Origin of the sequence: Streptomyces sp. NPDC053560, from assembly GCF_044544605.1 — a bacterium.
GTDB lineage: Bacteria > Actinomycetota > Actinomycetes > Streptomycetales > Streptomycetaceae > Streptomyces.
Map to the genome: position 1 here is coordinate 541,438 of NZ_JBITXI010000005.1, position 16,758 is coordinate 558,195.

At 72.7% G+C, this 16,758-nt stretch carries 21 protein-coding genes; 14 read left to right on the top strand and 7 right to left on the bottom strand.

Translation table 11 applies throughout. The annotated features are described in order from the left end of the window. The first annotated feature begins 1 nt into the window (after window position 1). Window positions 2-940 (top strand): M56 family metallopeptidase, encoded by a 939-nt coding sequence (locus tag ACIGQF_RS15160; RefSeq protein WP_399710015.1) that lies wholly within the window; start codon window positions 2-4, stop codon window positions 938-940. 75 nt (window positions 941-1,015) lie between these two features. Here ACIGQF_RS15160 and ACIGQF_RS15165 read toward each other — a convergent pair whose 3' ends face one another. Continuing rightward, entirely contained in the window at window positions 1,016-1,594 is a 579-nt protein-coding gene (locus tag ACIGQF_RS15165; protein WP_399710018.1) for a TetR/AcrR family transcriptional regulator, read from the bottom strand. Between the two features lie 97 nt (window positions 1,595-1,691). Between ACIGQF_RS15165 and ACIGQF_RS15170 the strand changes: the two genes are divergently transcribed. The 5 genes from ACIGQF_RS15170 to ACIGQF_RS15190 all read left to right on the top strand — a co-directional run bounded on the left by ACIGQF_RS15170 (window position 1,692) and on the right by ACIGQF_RS15190 (window position 5,556). Beyond that, the gene (locus ACIGQF_RS15170; RefSeq protein WP_399710021.1) at window positions 1,692-3,230 is read left to right on the top strand and encodes an FAD-dependent oxidoreductase; all 1,539 of its coding nucleotides are present in this window, start codon (window positions 1,692-1,694) and stop codon (window positions 3,228-3,230) included. Between the two features lie 64 nt (window positions 3,231-3,294). Next, on the top strand, window positions 3,295-3,630 hold the full coding sequence (locus ACIGQF_RS15175) for a YnfA family protein (RefSeq protein ID WP_399710024.1): 336 nt from the start codon (window positions 3,295-3,297) through the stop codon (window positions 3,628-3,630). Window positions 3,631-3,728: 98 nt separating this feature from the next. Then, window positions 3,729-4,475 carry an SDR family oxidoreductase gene (locus ACIGQF_RS15180; RefSeq protein WP_361557891.1) on the top strand — a complete coding sequence of 249 codons (747 nt, stop codon included), beginning with the start codon at window positions 3,729-3,731 and terminating at the stop codon, window positions 4,473-4,475. Window positions 4,476-4,622: 147 nt separating this feature from the next. Further along, window positions 4,623-5,027, top strand: a complete 405-nt coding sequence (locus ACIGQF_RS15185; RefSeq protein WP_399710160.1) for a VOC family protein — start codon at window positions 4,623-4,625, stop codon at window positions 5,025-5,027. A gap of 82 nt (window positions 5,028-5,109) precedes the next feature. Further along, entirely contained in the window at window positions 5,110-5,556 is a 447-nt protein-coding gene (locus tag ACIGQF_RS15190) for a peptidoglycan-binding protein (protein WP_399710029.1), read from the top strand. 72 nt (window positions 5,557-5,628) lie between these two features. On the opposite strand, the gene ACIGQF_RS15195 is transcribed toward ACIGQF_RS15190, so the two are convergent. Together ACIGQF_RS15195 and ACIGQF_RS15200 are read right to left on the bottom strand one after the other, a co-directional pair. Continuing rightward, entirely contained in the window at window positions 5,629-6,357 is a 729-nt protein-coding gene (locus tag ACIGQF_RS15195) for an ANTAR domain-containing protein (protein WP_399710032.1), read from the bottom strand. Between the two features lie 36 nt (window positions 6,358-6,393). Further along, complete coding sequence (locus ACIGQF_RS15200) at window positions 6,394-7,173, bottom strand: GAF and ANTAR domain-containing protein (protein WP_399710034.1); 780 nt, start codon at window positions 7,171-7,173, stop codon at window positions 6,394-6,396. Window positions 7,174-7,463: 290 nt separating this feature from the next. Between ACIGQF_RS15200 and ACIGQF_RS15205 the strand changes: the two genes are divergently transcribed. The 6 genes from ACIGQF_RS15205 (at window position 7,464) to ACIGQF_RS15230 (ending at window position 11,662) form a co-directional block, all read left to right on the top strand. After that, on the top strand, window positions 7,464-7,907 hold the full coding sequence (locus ACIGQF_RS15205) for a helix-turn-helix transcriptional regulator (RefSeq protein WP_399710036.1): 444 nt from the start codon (window positions 7,464-7,466) through the stop codon (window positions 7,905-7,907). Window positions 7,908-7,917: 10 nt separating this feature from the next. Then, window positions 7,918-8,328: a VOC family protein gene (locus ACIGQF_RS15210; protein ID WP_399710038.1), complete on the top strand. Its 411-nt coding sequence runs from the start codon at window positions 7,918-7,920 to the stop codon at window positions 8,326-8,328. Window positions 8,329-8,620: 292 nt separating this feature from the next. Further along, window positions 8,621-9,376 (top strand): hypothetical protein, encoded by a 756-nt coding sequence (locus ACIGQF_RS15215; RefSeq protein WP_399710040.1) that lies wholly within the window; start codon window positions 8,621-8,623, stop codon window positions 9,374-9,376. Window positions 9,377-9,730: 354 nt separating this feature from the next. Continuing rightward, window positions 9,731-10,078, top strand: a complete 348-nt coding sequence (locus ACIGQF_RS15220; RefSeq protein WP_399710042.1) for an STAS domain-containing protein — start codon at window positions 9,731-9,733, stop codon at window positions 10,076-10,078. Beyond that, window positions 10,071-11,039: an anti-sigma factor RsbA family regulatory protein gene (locus ACIGQF_RS15225; protein WP_399710045.1), complete on the top strand. Its 969-nt coding sequence runs from the start codon at window positions 10,071-10,073 to the stop codon at window positions 11,037-11,039. Before ACIGQF_RS15220 ends, ACIGQF_RS15225 begins: the two co-directional genes overlap by 8 nt. A 290-nt stretch (window positions 11,040-11,329) precedes the next feature. After that, window positions 11,330-11,662 (top strand): hypothetical protein, encoded by a 333-nt coding sequence (locus ACIGQF_RS15230; protein WP_399710047.1) that lies wholly within the window; start codon window positions 11,330-11,332, stop codon window positions 11,660-11,662. Here ACIGQF_RS15230 and ACIGQF_RS15235 read toward each other — a convergent pair. Genes ACIGQF_RS15235 through ACIGQF_RS15245 form a run of 3 tightly spaced genes read right to left on the bottom strand, consistent with a single transcriptional unit; the run spans window position 11,634 to window position 13,559 of the window. Next, window positions 11,634-12,059: an arsenate reductase ArsC gene (locus tag ACIGQF_RS15235; RefSeq protein WP_399710049.1), complete on the bottom strand. Its 426-nt coding sequence runs from the start codon at window positions 12,057-12,059 to the stop codon at window positions 11,634-11,636. The genes ACIGQF_RS15230 and ACIGQF_RS15235 overlap by 29 nt on opposite strands. Continuing rightward, window positions 12,052-13,164, bottom strand: coding sequence for an ACR3 family arsenite efflux transporter (gene arsB / locus ACIGQF_RS15240; protein WP_399710051.1), 1,113 nt, complete (start codon window positions 13,162-13,164; stop codon window positions 12,052-12,054). The genes ACIGQF_RS15235 and arsB overlap by 8 nt, the downstream gene beginning before the upstream one ends. Further along, window positions 13,161-13,559 carry an ArsR/SmtB family transcription factor gene (locus ACIGQF_RS15245; protein ID WP_399710053.1) on the bottom strand — a complete coding sequence of 133 codons (399 nt, stop codon included), beginning with the start codon at window positions 13,557-13,559 and terminating at the stop codon, window positions 13,161-13,163. Before ACIGQF_RS15245 ends, arsB begins: the two co-directional genes overlap by 4 nt. 81 nt (window positions 13,560-13,640) lie before the next feature. On the opposite strand from ACIGQF_RS15245, the gene ACIGQF_RS15250 reads away from it, so the two are divergent. Then, the gene (locus ACIGQF_RS15250; RefSeq protein ID WP_399710055.1) at window positions 13,641-14,120 is read left to right on the top strand and encodes an ArsI/CadI family heavy metal resistance metalloenzyme; all 480 of its coding nucleotides are present in this window, start codon (window positions 13,641-13,643) and stop codon (window positions 14,118-14,120) included. Window positions 14,121-14,224: 104 nt separating this feature from the next. Here the strand turns inward: ACIGQF_RS15250 and ACIGQF_RS15255 are convergent, their stop codons facing one another. After that, window positions 14,225-15,418 (bottom strand): RtcB family protein, encoded by a 1,194-nt coding sequence (locus ACIGQF_RS15255; RefSeq protein ID WP_399710057.1) that lies wholly within the window; start codon window positions 15,416-15,418, stop codon window positions 14,225-14,227. 179 nt (window positions 15,419-15,597) lie between these two features. Between ACIGQF_RS15255 and ACIGQF_RS15260 the strand changes: the two genes are divergently transcribed. Beyond that, the gene (locus tag ACIGQF_RS15260; protein ID WP_399710059.1) at window positions 15,598-16,647 is read left to right on the top strand and encodes a hypothetical protein; all 1,050 of its coding nucleotides are present in this window, start codon (window positions 15,598-15,600) and stop codon (window positions 16,645-16,647) included. Window positions 16,648-16,758: the final 111 nt, after the last annotated feature.

Genomic DNA, 16,758 nt, shown 5'->3' on the forward strand with positions numbered 1-16,758 from the left:
CTTGGGCGTGTTCGTCTTCCTGCCCCTGGTCCTCCCCCTCACCGCCTGGCCGGTCGCGCGCCTGGCCGAGCAGCATCTGCACCCGCGCAGCGCCACCCGGCTGCTGGCCGGGGTCGCCGCCGTGCTGGCCGTGTGCAGCACGCTCTGCCTCGCCCTGATCATGGTCGTCGGCACCGCCCAGCTCCCCGGCAACCCGCTGCCCGACGGCTGGTCCGACCCGGAGGTCCGCGCGGCGGTCCCGTACGACGAGGTCGCGGGCAAGGCCGCGATCCCGGCACTGCTCGCGGTGGCCGTGGCGGGCGCCCGTACGGCCTGGCACCACGTGCGGGTGCGGCGCCGGGCGGCCCGTGCGCTGGCGGGACTGCCCGGCTCGCCGGTGGCGGTGCTGCCGGACACCGCCGCGTACGCGTACGCGCTGCCGGCCCGGCGCTCCGGACGCGGCCGGATCGTGGTCTCCACGGCGATGCTGGCGCTGCTGGACTCGCGTGAGCGGCGGGCCCTGTTCGCGCACGAGCGGGCGCATCTGACAGGACGTCACCACCGCTATCTGCTGGCGGTACAGCTCGCGGCGCGGGCCAATCCGTTCCTGCTGCCGCTGCGTACGGCGACGGAGTTCTGCGCCGAGCGCTGGGCGGACGAGGAGGCGGCGCGGGCGGTCGGCGACCGCCGGGCAACGGCCCGCGCGGTGGGCAAGGCCGCCCTGGTCACCGGCGGCTCCCCGCTCGCGGGGCTGGCGTCGTTCGCCGCGCCGGGCCCCGTGCCGCGCCGGGTGGCCGCACTGCTCGGCCCGACCCCGCCGGCCCGCAGCCTGCCTCCGGCACTCACCCCCGCCGGGCTGGCCACCCTCGTCGCGGCGGCCGGCACCCTCGCCTCCGCCCTCTCCTCCGTCAACGCCACGGTCGCGCTCTTCCTCGTCCTCCAGGCGGCCACCCCGCTGTGAGGGCGCCCGGCGCCGCCGCGGGTCGCATCCCGCTGCCGTGAGCGCGCCCGGCGCCGCCGCGGGCGCGGCCCGCCCTCAGGGCCGCTCCGCCGTCAGGTACCGCTGCACCGTCGGCGCCAGCCAGGCGACGACCTCGTCGTGGCCGAGCCCGACGGCGGGCGGGACCCGTACGACATAGCGGGCCAGCGCCATGCCCACGATCTGCGAGCCGATCAGCACGGCCCGGACCGGCGCCTCGTCGGGCACCGGGCAGACCGCCGCGATCACCGGCCCCAGCTGGTCCCGGAAGATCGACCGCAGCCGCTCGGCGCCCGCGTCCACCGTGACGCCGACCCGCACCATCCCGGTCAGCCGCTCGTCGCTCTCCCAGACGGCCAGGAAGTGGCGTACCAGCCGCTCCCCCAGCTCGGAGCGGTCCACCTCGGACAGGTCCGGCATCCGCAGGTCGATCTCGGTGGCGGCGAGGAACAGCCCCTCCTTGTTGCCGTAGTAGCGCATGACCATGGACGGGTCGATGGCCGCGTCCCGGGCGATGGCCCGGATGGTCGCGCGTTCGTACCCCTCGGCGGCGAAGCGGTCGCGCGCCGCGGTGAGGATCGCGGCCCGGGTCGCGTCGGAGCGGCGGGGCCGCACTGAGGGCTCGATGTCAGCCATGCCAACAAGCGTAGGCCAACAGCTGTTGACACGCCAGAGCCGCGGCCGTACGTTGCCAACAAGCGTTGACCAACGACCGTTGGCACAGGAGGCGGACATGCACCGCGAATCCGGCACCACGACCCGCACCACAGCCCCGCACCCCACCTCCGACGTACTGGTCGTCGGCGCCGGCCCCACCGGCCTGCTGCTCGCAGGCGACCTCGCCGAGGCCGGCCTCGACGTCACCCTGCTGGAGCGCCGCGCCCCGGGGATCAGCAACCTCACCCGCTCCCTGGTCGTGCACGCCCGCACCCTGGAGCAGTTCGACTCCCGCGGCCTGGCCGATGACGTGATCGCCACCGGACATCCGGTGACCTCGCTCCAGCTCTTCGGCGACGTACGGATGGACCCGACCGGGCTGCGCACGCGCTACCCGTACGTCCTGGTCACTCCGCAGTTCGAGGTCGAGCGGGTGCTGGAGGAGCGGGCCCGCAAGGCCGGCGTGGCCTTCGCGTACGGCAACGAGGTCACGGCGGTCCGCCAGGACGCGGACAGCGTCACGGCCACGGTCCGCACCACGGACGGCGCCACCGGCGGGTACCGCGCGTCCTACCTGGTCGGCACCGACGGCGTGCACAGCGGCGTGCGGCGGGCGCTCGGCCTGCCGTTCCCCGGCAAGGCCGTCATCCGGTCGGTCGTGCTCGCCGACGTACGGCTCACCGAGCCGCCGTCCGAGCCGCTCGTCGCCAGGGCGGACGGCGACGCCTTCGCCCTCGTCGCGGGCTTCGGCGACGGCTGGTTCCGGGTGATCGCCTGGCACCGCCACCGGCAGGCCGACGACCGGGCGCCGGTCGACCTGGCCGAGGTCCGCGAGCTGACCCGGCTCGCGCACGGCACCGACTACGGCCTCCAAGAGGCCCGCTGGATGTCCCGCTTCCACAGCGACGAACGGCAGGTCCCCGAATACCGCGTCGGCCGGGCCTTCCTCGCGGGCGACGCGGCCCACGTCCACTCCCCGGCCGGCGGCCAGGGCATGAACACCGGCCTCCAGGACGCCGCCAACCTCAGCTGGAAGCTGATCGCGGTGCTGCGCGGCCGGGCCACGGACGAGCTGCTGGACACGTACCACGCCGAACGCCACCCGGTGGGCCGCGCGGTCCTGCGCTCCAGCGGCGCGCTCATCCGCTTCGCGCTGCTCCAGACCCGCGCGCAGCGCGCAGCCGCCGTACTGGTGGGGCAGGTCGTCAAGCGGCTGCCGCCGGTGACGCGCCGCGCCGTCGCGCAGATCTCCGGCATCGGCATCGCCTACCGGCGCGGCCGCGGCGACCACCCGCTCACCGGCCGGCGCGCGCCCGACATCCGGCTCGCCGACGGCAGCCGCCTCTACGAAGAGCTGCGCGGCAACCGCTTCGTGCTCATCACCCCGGCGTACGAGACACCGGAGCTGGGCGGCCGGGACGCGAGCCGCGTCGCGCACGGCACCTGGCGCGGCCACCGGCGTACCGCGCTGCTCGTCCGCCCCGACGGCTACATCGCCTGGGCCACCGACACCATGGACCGCGCGGCCCGCGCGGACGCCCTGGCGGCGGCCCTGCTGCGCTGGACGGGGCCGGCCGAGCAGCAGCCGGCCGCGGCGGCACCGGCCCGGGGGTGAGCCCCGGCGGCCGTACCGGGCCGGGCGGTCCTGCCGGTCCGGGCGGCCCGCATACGCTGCCGGTATGTCGATCTTCCGCTCCGCCGTGCTCTTCGTCCTCGCCGCGTTCCTGGAGATCGGCGGCGCCTGGCTGGTCTGGCAGGGCGTGCGGGAGCACCGCGGCTGGGTGTGGGCGGGCGCGGGCGTACTGGCCCTGGGCGCGTACGGGTTCGTCGCCACGCTCCAGCCGGACGCCGACTTCGGCCGCATCCTGGCCGCGTATGGGGGCGTCTTCGTCGCCGGGTCGCTGGTCTGGGGCATGGTCGCGGACGGCTACCGGCCCGACCGCTGGGACATCACCGGCGCCCTGGTCTGCTTGGCCGGCATGGCCCTGATCATGTACGCGCCGCGGGGGCGGTGACGGCCCGGCGGACCTCCCCGGCCCCGGCCCGGCTGCGCATATTCTGATCGCGTACCGCCCACTCGTACATCCGTACGTCCGTACGCCGAGGAGCACGTATGACCGCCGCCCGTACCGCCGTTGTCACCGGAGCGAGCAGCGGCATCGGTGCCGCGACCGCCCGGAAGCTCGCCGAGGCCGGATACCGCGTGATCCTCGTCGCGCGCCGTAAGGACCGTCTCGAAGCGCTGGCCGCCGAGCTGCCGCACGCCGAGGCGTACGCCCTGGACGTCACCGACCGCGCCGCCGTCGACGCCTTCGCGGCCTCCCTGGACCGCTGCGACGTCCTGGTCGACAACGCGGGCGGCGCGCTCGGCACCGACCCGGTGGCCACCGCCGACCCGGCCGACTGGCGCACGATGTACGAGGTCAACGTCCTCGGCGTGCTGAACGTGACGCAGGCGCTGCTGCCCGCGCTGACCGCCTCCGGCGACGGCACGGTCGTGGTCCTCTCCTCCACCGCGGGCCACGGCACGTACGAGGGCGGCGGTGGCTACGTGGCCGCCAAGCACGGCGCGCACGTCCTCGCCGAGACGCTCCGCCTGGAGCTGTGCGGGCAGCCCGTACGCGTCATCGAGGTGGCGCCCGGCATGGTGCGCACCGACGAGTTCGCGCTCACCCGCTTCCGCGGCGACGAGGCGAAGGCCGCCAAGGTGTACGAGGGCGTCGCCGAGCCGCTGACCGCGGACGACGTGGCCGACACGATCGCGTGGGCGGTCACCCGGCCCGCCCACGTCAACATCGACCTCCTCGTCGTCCGCCCCCGCGCGCAGGCCTCCAACACCAAGGTCCACCGCGAGGCCTGACGTATGCCCGGGCCCTAGGACCATCGTCCCGGGCCGCCCGTCCGGCACGGAGGCCGAACGGCCGATGCGCGGTCCGCCGGCCCGCGGATACGGTCCCGGTGTCCGCACCCCAGCGAAGGAGCCACCATGCGCGCCGTTCCCGCTCCCGTGAGCGTCACCGCCTTCGACCACCTGGTCCTCAACGTCGCCGACGTCGAACGCGCGCTGGACTTCTACTGCGGGCCACTGGGGCTCGAAGCGGTCCGGGTGGACGAATGGCGGGCCGGCGAGGTGCCGTTCCCCTCGGTCCGGGTGAGCCCGACGACCATCATCGACCTGGTGCGGGCCCCGGAGGCCGCCGGCGGGGAAGGCACGCCGGCCCGCGCCAACGTCGACCACCTCTGCCTGGTCGTCGCGCCGCTGGACTGGCAGCAGGTCATCGACTCCGGCGTGTTCACCGTGGTCGACGGCCCCGGCAAGCGCTTCGGCGCCCGCGGCACGGCCGAGTCCCTCTACGTACGGGACCCGGACGGCAACACCGTCGAGCTGCGCTGGTACCCGGTGGACGCGTAGGGCACACCGCGGGCGACGGACCTTCACAAGATCCACAATGATCGCGCCACATGATTTTCCACCCGCAGGGCACGGGACCCGCGTGAGCACTTTCCGTATCCCCACCCCCCGTTTCCGCAGGCCCGGCAGGGCCCTCAAGCGCGCGGCCGTCCTGGCCGCGGGCGCGGGCCTGTTGACCACCGGCCTGCTCGCCACGCCCGCCTCCGCCGCCATGGGCGACAACGTCGTGCACGGCCCGGCGGCGTGCGCCTTCTCCGAGGACCGCGGCGCCGTGGCCCTCGGCGAGGCCGGCGACCAGGTCTCCCAGATCCAGTGCCTGCTGGCCAACCGCCAGTACCTGGGCTGGAACAACCTCAGCGGCGCCTTCGACACCAACACCCTGGCGGCCGTGGCCCACTTCCAGGCCGACCACGGTCTCGTCCCCGACGGCGTGGTCTCCCCGACGACCTGGGACGCCCTGTACAAGGCGGGCCCGCCGGCCGGCCCCGTGCAGTCCCCGGGCCGGCCGGAGGCCCAGCCGGCGGTCTGACCGCGCACCCGTCACGTCCGAGAGGGCCGGATCCCACCCGGGGTCCGGCCCTCTCGCCGTCCCGCCCGGGTCTCAGTCGGCGGACGGCACGTCCGGGGGTTCCCGGCGGACGATGACGTCGCGGGCCACGTCCAGGATCGGCCGTCCGCTGCTGAAGGCCTCGGTACGGATCGCCAGCAGCGCCTCGTCCAGGGAGATCCGGAGGCGGACGGAGAGCATCCCGGTGGCCTGGTGGACCTCGGCGCGGTGCAGCGTGGCGAGGTCCGCCAGCGGGTCGCGCCGGCCCCGGGCGCCGGGTACGCCCCCCAGGAGCAGATACGTCGCGGAGTCCGTGAAGGCCAGCGCGTCGCGGTACTGCTGGGGGCCGAGCGCCCCCGGGCGGGTCCGGTAACCGGCGAAGACGCCCAGCTGGATGGCGCCGATCCGCAGCGAGAACGCGAAGAAGGCACCGGCCCCCACGTGCAGCGCGTCGGGCAGGAACACCGGCCAGCGGGTCTCGGGCGTGCGGGCGAGGTCCGGTTCGAGGACGGCGCGGTTGTGGTGGACGCACTCCAGCGACGGCCCTTCGCCCAGGGTGTACTGGAGGTCCTCCAGGGCGGCCCCGAGGGTGTCGGCCGGTGCGTGCCAGATCAGCTCCAGGCTCCGGCCCCGGGTCAGGGCCGAGACCGTGACGCCGGTGAGACCGAGCGCCTCGGCGCACCGGTCCGCCGGCACCTGGGCCAGGCCCGGCGCGGCGGGGGCCACCATGGCGAGCACGGCCGCCATCTGGGGGCTGACCGGGGCCTCTGGACTCGTCGGCATCGGATCTCCGCATCAAGAGTGCGGAAGCGGCATCATTCAGGAACCGGGTGGTGACGGATCAGCCGGCTCGGCGTCGTCCCCGCGGCCGTCGATCACCGCTCGGGCAAGGTCGGTCAGCGGCCTCCGCCGGCTGCGCGCACGCGCGCGGAGTCGCTCGAAAGCCTCGTCCAGGCTCACGTGCAGGCGTTCCGCGAGCACCCCTTTCGCCTGCTCGACGACGACGCGGCTGCCCAGGGCGTCCTCCAGCCGCTCGTCGAGCAGGCTCCGATCGCGCAGTGCCCGGTACTGAAGGATGCCGATGGTCGCCACGTCGGCCAGGGCCTGCCCCAGCCGCAGCTCGGCCCTGCTCGGGGCCTCGCGGCAGCAGCGGAAGACGTTCAGGGCGCCGACGCTCCGCTCCCGCAGCCGCAGGGGCATGCCGGCCACCCCGGCGAACCCCCGCGCCAGCGCCCAGCCGGTGAACCGCGGCCAGCGGTCCCGGGCCTCGGCGGCGTCCAGCAGCGTGTACGGGACCGCGCTGCCGGTGCGGGTGCAGTCCCGGCACGGGCCCTCCTCCCACTCGATCTGCGCCAGTTCCAGCTGCCGGGTCCGTTCGTCGGTGGCGGAGGCGTCGACCATCCGGCCGCGGGCGTCGAGCAGCACGACCCCGGCGGCGTCCACCGGCAGCAGGGCGATCGCCCGCTCGGCGAGCACGTGCAGGAAATCCATGATGTCGAAGTCCGCGACCAGCGTGTCGGCGAGTTCGACGAACGCGGCGGCGAGCTCTTCTTCACGCGCGGTGCGTTGCCCGGCGTGCTCAGCGGGTTCAGTGGGCATGGCCGGCTCCAGGGCACGAACGGTTCGCGGTGGGGCGGGGTCTCGGCCGGTCCGCTGTCGCTCGCGACGGGATCGGCAACCGCGGCGGGGCAGGAACGCATTCAGGATGCCACCGCTCCGTTTGCCGCGAGCCCCTCGCCTTCCGCAAATACGCCGACGGACGGAGCGCCGTGTCCACGATGCGGAGCAGAACGCACCACTTTCCGTACCGCCGGCTCCCCGCGCCCGCCGCGTCGTCCGCACCGGGCGAACGCCGGTGCACTCCGGCGGGACGTGGCACGATCGTGCACGTGACCAGCAGACCCGCCGCGGCACAGCACCTGCGCGAGCTCGCCCGGCTGCGCCGCGTCCGTGACCGGATCGACCGGGAGTACACGCAGCCGCTGGACGTCGAAGCGCTCGCGCGCGGCGTGCACATGTCCGCGGGGCACCTGAGCCGCCAGTTCCGGCTGGCCTACGGCGAGTCGCCGTACAGCTATCTGATGACGCGGCGGGTCGAGCGCGCGATGGCACTGCTGCGCCGCGGCGACCTGGGCGTCACCGAGGTCTGCTTCGCGGTCGGCTGTTCATCGCTGGGCACCTTCAGCACCCGCTTCAGGGAGCTGGTCGGCATGCCGCCCAGCGTGTACCGGCGCCGGGCGGCGGACGGGTCGGCGGAGCTGCCGGCGTGCGTGGCGAAGCAGGTGACCAGACCGGTCAGGAATCGAGAAGCGGCGCCACGGACCGGTAGCTAGCGTGACGGACATGGACATCACCATTCACACCAGCGTCCTTCCGCACGACGACCCGGACGCCTCCCTCGCCTTCTACCGCGACGTCCTCGGCTTCGAGGTCCGCAGCGACGTCGGCACCGGCACGATGCGCTGGATCACGGTCGGCCCCCCTGGCGGGTCCGGCACGTGCATCCTCCTGGCGCCGCCGGCCGCCGACCCCGGCATCACCGACGACGAACGCCGCACGATCGCCGAGATGATGGCCAAGGGCACCTACGGCTGGATCATGCTCGCCACCAAGGACCTCGACGGCACCTTCGAACGGCTCCAGGCCGGCGACGCCGAGGTGATCCAGGAGCCGACCGAGCAGCCGTACGGGGTCCGCGACTGCGCCTTCCGCGACCCCGCGGGCAACCAGATCCGCATCCAGGAGCTGCGCTGAGGGCCGGCGGCCCACGGCCGCTGCCATGACCGGCGGCCGGGCCGCGACCTTCTTCTGACACCCGGCGGGCGTGGAAGAGCGGCTCGCGGGTACCTGCCGCTCAAGTCGAGGGCGGGCACCCGGGGCCGGCGCTCGGTCAGGCTTGTCCCGTCCGGAAAGGTGGCGGGACAAGCTGAACCTCCACGGCCCGGGGACGGGCCCCGCCGCATCACCGTCACCCTGCCGGGGCGCACGTCGCCTCTTGGCCGTCACGTTGTGTGGCGCCCTGGAAGCAGCCGGGCATACTGCCACTATGAGTAAGGATCGGCCGGGCAAAGAGCACGACGCAGCCGACCCCGCGCACCGTGCGCATGAGCAGGAGGACACCGCCGCCGACCAGGGCCGGGAGGCCGGCGAGCGCGAGCGCGGGGCGGACGACCGCGAGAGCGCGGCCGACAAGCGAGAGCGCAGGGCCGACGACCGCGAGAGCAGGGCCGACGCGCGGGAGGCCGATGCGGACGCGCGGGAGGCCGATGCGGACGCGCGGGAGGCCGATGCGGACGCGCGGGAGGCCGATGCGGACGCGCGGGAGAAGCGGCTCGCTGCGTGGGAGGGCCGGATGGATCAGCGGGCCCGTGCGACGGGAGGGTCGGCCCCCAGCCCACGGCAGCGCTCGCATGAGGCGATCATGCGGGCCCGGGGGCTGATGGAAGCCAGCCGGGACCGGCTGGACCGCAGCGAGGCCGCGCTGCACCGCGCCGACGCGCGCGACGAACGGGAACAGCGCTCCGTCGACCGGGAGGTCGCCGCCACCGAAGTGCTCCGGGCCAGTCAGGCCCCCACCCCGCACGAGGACCTGGAAGCCAGGGTGCGCCGCCTGGAGGATCTGTTCGCGGAGACGGCCGCCGCGCTCGGCGCCGCACAGGACGCGCTGGCCGATGAGTACGAACGGCTCGGCCCGGACTCGTCGCGCCGGGCCGACGAGGCCCGGCGCCGCGCGGAGCGCGTCCGCCGGGCGGTGGCCGACCTCCGGAACGACACCCCGCCCGCCGACGCGCACGACGACTGACCCGGCCGGCGGGCCCGTCCGCTCGCGCCGGGGCGGGAGGCGCCCAGCGGTGACGTGGTGCCGGGCGGTGCGGAATGTGCACCTCCGGTGCCCGCTTTGTCGCGGCGGACCGGCGTAGCCTCGGAGAAAATCCGTGGATGCCTCCACCGGAATCGAGCGCGTTTCTGCTGCGGGCATTCGGCGGCCTCGAACAGGAGAAGCGCCATGCCGCCAGCGGACGTTCCTCCGGTCCCGTGTGATCGGCCGCTACCTACCGCCGCCGCACCGTGGGGCATCCCCGGTCTCCGGGCCGGGCGGCCGCGGTTCAGGCCCGCCTCGGGAAGCGTCGCGGTGCGCGCAGGGAAGAGGCCCCCAGTGCGGCCGCCTGCCTACGCCGACAAACAACTGCGGATCTGGCGTACCGCCGCCCCGCCGGGCCTCCGCCTGTCGGGCCAGGTCGACCTGACCAACCAGCACGCCTTCCTCACTCACCTGCTCGCCCTCGACGGGACCCCCGACAGGATCACGATCGATCTGTGCAAGGTGACGTTCTTCAGCTTTGCCTCCCTGCACGCGCTGGTGTCCTACGCCGAACTGCTGGCACCCGGCCGGCGCCTGATCCTCCGCGCCGGGACACCGATCATCGGGCAGATGCTGGCCGCCTGCGGCTGGACCCGGCCCGAGCTTCCCCTGACTCTCCTGGAGGAAGACTGCGATGACTGAGTCACGTGCGTCCGCGGGGCCGGGCCCAGCCCGCCACGCGCACCACCTGCTGCTCTACGGCAACGACGAACAGTTCCTGGCCTCCGCGGTCCCCTTCGCCCGCGACGGCCTGGATGCCCGAGAGCCGGTGTTCATCGCCACCACCCCGCACAACACCGCCCTCCTGCGACGGCAGCTGGCCACGCGGGCCGACGAGGTCACCTTCGCCCTCTCCTGGTACCGCACCCCCGCTCAGGCGCTGCTGGACTTCCACGACCGGGCACGTGCCGCCCGTGGCCGCTCCCGGGTCCTGGGCGAGACGCCCTGGGAGGGCCTCTCGTCCGTCCAGGTCCGCGAATGGACCCGGTACGAGGCGCTGCTCACGCTGGCCCTCGCCTCGACCGGCGCCTGGCATCTGTGCCCGTACGACACCCGCGCACTGCCGACCGCGCTCCTGCACACCGCGCAGCTCACCCACCCCACGCTGACCACCGGCGGGGAGCACCGGCCCAACCCCGCGCACGTCGCGCCGGAGGACTTCAGCGCGGCCTGCGACAGCGTGCCGCTGCCGGCCCCGCCCCGGGACGCAAGCCAGTTCCGCTTCGACGGCCCGAAGCAGGTCGCCGAACTGCGGGACTTCGCCGCCCGGCTGGCGCGCCGGGCAGGGCTCTCCGCCGACCGGATCAACAGCCTGCTGGTGTGCGTGGACGAGGCCGCCGCCAACGCCGTACGCCACGGCGGCGGCCTCGGCCGCTGCCGCATCTGGACCACGCCGGGCGAGATCTACTGCGAGGTGACCGACCCGCACGGCACGCTGAACACCGCCCTGGCCGGCTATCTGCCGCCCAGCACCGCCGGCCTCGACGGCCGCGGCCTGTGGATCATCCGCCAGCTCAGCGACGCCGCCGACATGCGCACCACCCCGCACGGCACCACGATCCGCATCCGCATGAACCGGCAACGGACCAGGAAGGACCGGTGAAGGCCGGCCACGCCACGCCCACGCGCTGCATCCGCAGCAAGCCCGCCGCCGGACACCGAGGAGCATCCCGCGGTTCGGCCGGGACCTCTCTGTACGGAGCGAGCCGCGGGACTGGCTTCGGACGTCGCCACGCCGTACCGGCCCGGTCCCGGCGGTACGGGCTGCGTCCCCTACGGCTTCGGGGAGGCATCGGACTCCGTTCTCCCCGATGTCCGTACCGCGCTCACGGAGCTGCGCGACAGCGCGCAGACGGTATGGCTGACCGGGCTCAGCCTCGGCGGGGCCTTGCCATGCCGGCCGGCTGCCGGCCGCACTTCGAGGAGCCGCACCTGACGACGGACGGCATCCACACCTTCGGACAGCCGCGGACCTGCGACCGCGTGCTGGCCCGGGCACACGACAAGGCCTTCACCAAGCGCATGTTCCGGTTCGTCAACCACAACGACGTCGTGCCCCGGATGCCGCCCGAGCCCGCGTACCACCGCGTACAGGCCGTGCGGTACATCGACGCCGACGGCCGGGTCCGCGACGCCGTTCCCACGCTCGGCCGGCTCGCCGACCGCCTGAAGGACTTCACCGAAGACTTCTGGGAGCTCAGGGCGTCTGTCGATCTTCCGCCGTGAGCTCGGCGACAAGGCCCTCGACGCGGGCCCGGATCTCATCGCGGATCAGCCGTATCGCAGCGAGCCCCTGGCCGGCCGGGTCCTCCAGTCGCCAGTCCAGGTAGGTCTTGCCGGGGAAGACCGGGCAGGCGTCGCCGCAGCCCATGGTGATGACCACGTCGGATGCCTGGACGGAGCCCGTGGTGAGGGCCTTGGGGGTCTCCGCGGTGATGTCGATGCCGACTTCGGCCATCGCCTCCACCACGGCAGGGTTGACGCGATCGGCCGGGGCGGAGCCGGCAGAGCGGACTTCGATGCGGTCGCCCGCAAGATGCGTGAGGAACGCGGCACCCATCTGGGAGCGGCCCGCGTTGTGCACGCAGACGAACAGCACCGATGGTTTCTGTCGATCAGACACGGGTGGAATTCTCCTCAGCGGTCGGTGCCTCGACCGGTCCGGCGGGGCGGGGGAAGAATCGGCGGGTGGCCATGGCCACGTACACGAGGCCGATCAGTACTGGCACCTCGATGAGGGGGCCGACGACGCCGGCCAGGGCCTGCCCGGAAGTGGCTCCGAAGGTGGCGATGGCCACGGCGATGGCGAGCTCGAAGTTGTTGCCCGCTGCGGTGAACGCCAGGGTCGTCGTGCGTGGATAGTCCAGGCCGACGGCCTTGCCCAGGGCCATGCCGCCGGCCCATATGACAGCGAAGTACACCAGCAGTGGCAGGGCGATCCGCACCACGTCGACCGGCTTCGAGGTGATCGCGTCTCCTTGGAGCGCGAACAGGACGACGATGGTGAACAGCAGTCCGTAGAGGGCGAAGGGGCCGATGCGCGGGATGAGCCGCGACTCGTACCAGGCCCGACCCTTGGCCTTCTCACCCAGCCGCCGGGTCAGATACCCCGCGACCAGCGGAATGCCGAGGAAGATCAGCACGCTGCGGGCGATCTCCCACACACTCACGTCGAGGCCGGTCTGCTCCAGGCCGAGCCACCCGGGCAGTACGGACAGGTAGAACCAGCCGAGCGCGGCGAACGCGATCACCTGGAACACGGAGTTCAGGGCGACGAGTACGGCGGCGGCCTCGCGGTCGCCGCAGGCGAGGTCGTTCCAGATGATGACCATGGCGATGCAGCGGGCCAGGCCCACGATGATCAGGCCGGTGCGGTACTCGGGCAGGTCCGGGAGGAAGATCCAGGCGAGGGCGAACATGACCGCCGGGCCGACGATCCAGTTCAGGAGGAGGGACGGGATCAGCAGCCGGCGGTCGCGGGTGACGGTGTCCAGCCGGTCGTAGCGGACCTTGGCCAGGACCGGGTACATCATCACCAGCAGACCGAGCGCGATCGGCAGCGAGACACCGGTGACGGTGACCTCGGCCAGCGCATCGCCGAGGCCGGGCACGAGGCGGCCCAGGCCGAGGCCGGCGGCCATGGCGGCCAGGATCCATACGGCGAGGTAGCGGTCGAGGAACGACAGTCGAGCTACCACGGGGGCGGTAGGCGTGGTCTCGGCGGTCACGAGGCGGCCCCGGCCTCGGCGGGGTGCCCGGGAGACGGCTGACCGACAGGGCGGGTGAGGAGCCCGGCGAGCCGGTCGGTCATCTCCGGCAGCAGCCAGTAGTACACCCACGTCCCACGACGTTCGCAGCCGATCAGACCAGCCTCTCGCAGCAGCTTGAGGTGGTGGGAGATCGTCGGCTGGGACAGATCGAAGGCCGGCGTCAGATCGCAGACGCAGACCTCTCCCCCGGCGCGGGAGGCGATCATCGACAGCAGCCGCAGCCGGATCGGGTCCCCCAGGGCCTTGAACACCTTCGCCAGCTCCACGGCCTGATCCGCATCCAGCGGCGCGGTCAGCAGACCCGGGCAGCAGGCTTCGGTCCGACCGAGCACCTCTAGCTCTTGTTTCGACATACCTCTATGTTGACGAACTTCAATCCAGGGCGCAAGCTTGCATCGACAAACGTCAATGCAGGACGATCGAAGGAGACCGCCATGTCCCGTGTTCAGCTCGCTCTCAACGTCGCCGACCTCGAAGGATCGGTGGAGTTCTACTCCAAACTGTTCGGCGTCGAGCCGACCAAGCGCCGCCCCGGATACGCCAACTTCGCCATTACCGAACCCCCGCTGAAGCTCGTCCTCATCGAGGGAGAAGAGGGCCAGGACACCCGCCTGGACCACCTCGGCGTCGAAGTGGAGAGCACCGGCCAGGTCACCGCCGCCACCGACCGCCTGAAGGACGCGGGGCTGGCGACCTTCGAGGAGAACGACACCTCCTGCTGCTACGCCCTCCAGGACAAGGTCTGGGTCCACGGCCCCGGCAAGGAGCCCTGGGAGGTCTACGTCGTCAAGGCCGACGCCGACCGGATGGGGAAGAGCGCAGCCCTCGACTCCACTGCGGGCGCCTGCTGCACAAGCAGTTCCCCTGCGGCTGACACGAAGCAGGAATCTTCGGCTTGCAGCTGCGGCAACTGACCCCACGAGAGCGCATTCGACGCCGGTACGCGACTTGCGACATACCGATGGCCCCGGACACGTACAAGCCGTCCGGGGCCATCAGGCAGGTGCAGAGCCGGGCTTCAGCCCTTCACGCAGATGACCTGCTTGAGCTTCGCGATGACCTGCACCAGATCCTTCTGCTGCTCGATCACCTTGCCGATCGGCTTGTACGCACCCGGGATCTCGTCCACGACGCCGGAGTCCTTGCGGCACTCCACGCCCCGCGTCTGCTCCTCCAGGTCCTTCGTAGAGAAACGCTTCTTCGCGGCGTTGCGGCTCATCTTCCGTCCCGCGCCGTGCGACGCGGAGTTGAAGGACTTCTCGTTGCCGAGCCCCTTCACGATGTACGAGCCGGTGCCCATCGAGCCCGGGATGATCCCGTAGTCCCCGCTCCCGGCCCGGATCGCCCCCTTCCGCGTCACCAGCAGGTCCATGCCCTCGTACCGCTCCTCCGCCACGTAGTTGTGGTGGCAGGAGATGACCGGGTCGAAGGCCGGGCGGGCCTTCTTGAACTCCTTGCGTACGACGTCCTGGAAGAGCGCCATCATGATCGCGCGGTTGTGCTTGGCGTACTCCTGCGCCCAGAAGAGGTCGTTGCGGTACGCCGCCATCTGCGGGGTGTCCGCGATGAAGACGGCGAGGTCGCGGTCGACCAGGCCCTGGTTGTGCGGCAGCTTCTGGGCCTCGCCGATGTGGAAGTCGGCGAGCTCCTTGCCGATGTTCCGGGAGCCGGAGTGCAGCATCAGCCAGACGGAGTCGTTCTCGTCCAGACAGAACTCGATGAAGTGGTTACCCGAACCGAGCGTCCCCATCTGCTTCGTCGCCCGGTCCTGGCGGAACTTGACCGCGTCGGCGATGCCGTCGAAGCGGGTCCAGAAGTCGTCCCAGCCGGCCGTGGCGTAGCCGTGCAGGCGGGACGGGTCCACCGCGTCGTCGTGCATCCCGCGCCCCACCGGAATGGCCTGCTCGATCTTCGAGCGCAGGCGGGAGAGGTCGCCGGGCAGGTCGTTCGCCGTGAGGGAGGTCTTGACCGCGGACATTCCGCAGCCGATGTCGACGCCGACCGCCGCCGGGCAGACCGCGCCGCGCATCGCGATGACCGAGCCGACCGTGGCGCCCTTGCCGTAGTGCACGTCGGGCATCACGGCGAGGCCCTTGATCCACGGCAGGGTCGCGACATTGCGCAGCTGCTGCAGCGCGGCGCCCTCGACCGTGGCCGGGTCCGTCCACATGCGGATGGGTACCTGCGCACCAGGCACTTCCACGTACGACATGACTTCCTCATTCCCCCGAAACGATAGAAAACGCAAATAAAGAGAGAAACGCAAATCGCGGACATAGCACCCGATCAACGACGGCGGACCGGCATGCGCGGCGATGCGTGCGGTAGACATTGTGTCCATCAGCCGCTGCTCGGCGGCAACCGGATTTCGTACGGAAGGAGCCGGTGACGGTGCAGCGAAGGTCGTCCGTACGAGGGGCCGCGGTAGCGGCGGCCGTGGCGCTGGCCACCCTCCTCACCAGCTGCTCCGGCGGCTCCGACGCCGATGCGGGGGCCGACGACTCCAAGAGCGGCGACAGCACGTCCTCGGCGCCGGTCGCCGAGCCGGGCAGGTTCGACTCGCTGCCCGAGCCCTGCGGACTGCCCGGCCGGAGCACGCTGCGCAGCCTGCTGCCCACCGACGGCGCTTCGGAGACCCCAGCCGAGGCCGACAAGGTCTACCGCGGCCAGGCCGACATCACCTTCGACACCGACCGCCGCGTCGGCTGCCGCTGGAAGCGCGAGACGTCCGAGGGCAGCCGCCACCTCACCGTCGACCTGCAGCGCGTCGTGTCGTACGACGGCGCCGCCAGCGACGACGACAAGGCCCAGGAGCTGTACGCGAAGAAGGAGCTGGCGGCCCACATCCCCAGCGACGCCGCGAAGACCCCGCCGGTCCGGACCCCGACCCCGACCGGCAGCGAGAAGGGCTCGGCCGACAACGAGAAGGGCTCGGCCGGCGGGAAGGGCTCGAACGCCACACAGGACGAGTCCGGGGCCGCTGACGAGCGCGGTGACCGCCCCTCCGGTGGCAAGGGCGCCGCCGCCGACCCGTCGGGCAGCCCGTCGGCGCGCCAGAAGGGCGACGACGAGACCGCCGGCAGGACGCCCGGCAAGGGCTCCGGCGACGCCACGCAGCCCTCCGGCACCCGGACGGACGAAGGCGACCCGTCCGATTCTTCCGGCTCCGCCGGTTCCGACGAGTCCCCCGACACGGCGGCGAGCCTCGCGCCGCGCCCGCTCGACGACCTGGGCGACGCCGCCTTCCTGGACGACGCGCTGGTCACGGCGGATTCCGGTGTACACCGCGACATCACGGTCGTTTTCCGGTCGTCGAATGTGATCGTCACCATTGAGTACGACCAGTGGTCCACCGACACCTCGGTCCTTCCCGACCGTCGTGAGCTGCAGGAAAAGGCCCAGAAGCTGGCCGCGGAGCTCGCCGCGCACTGGACCGGATGAGCGGTACCGGTCGCTGTGACCGGTTACCGTCGGCGAGTAACGACGTGAATCGGCCAACGGCGCCCGGCCGCCGCGTACCGTGCGACCCAGGGGCCACCTGGGCCCTGCGCG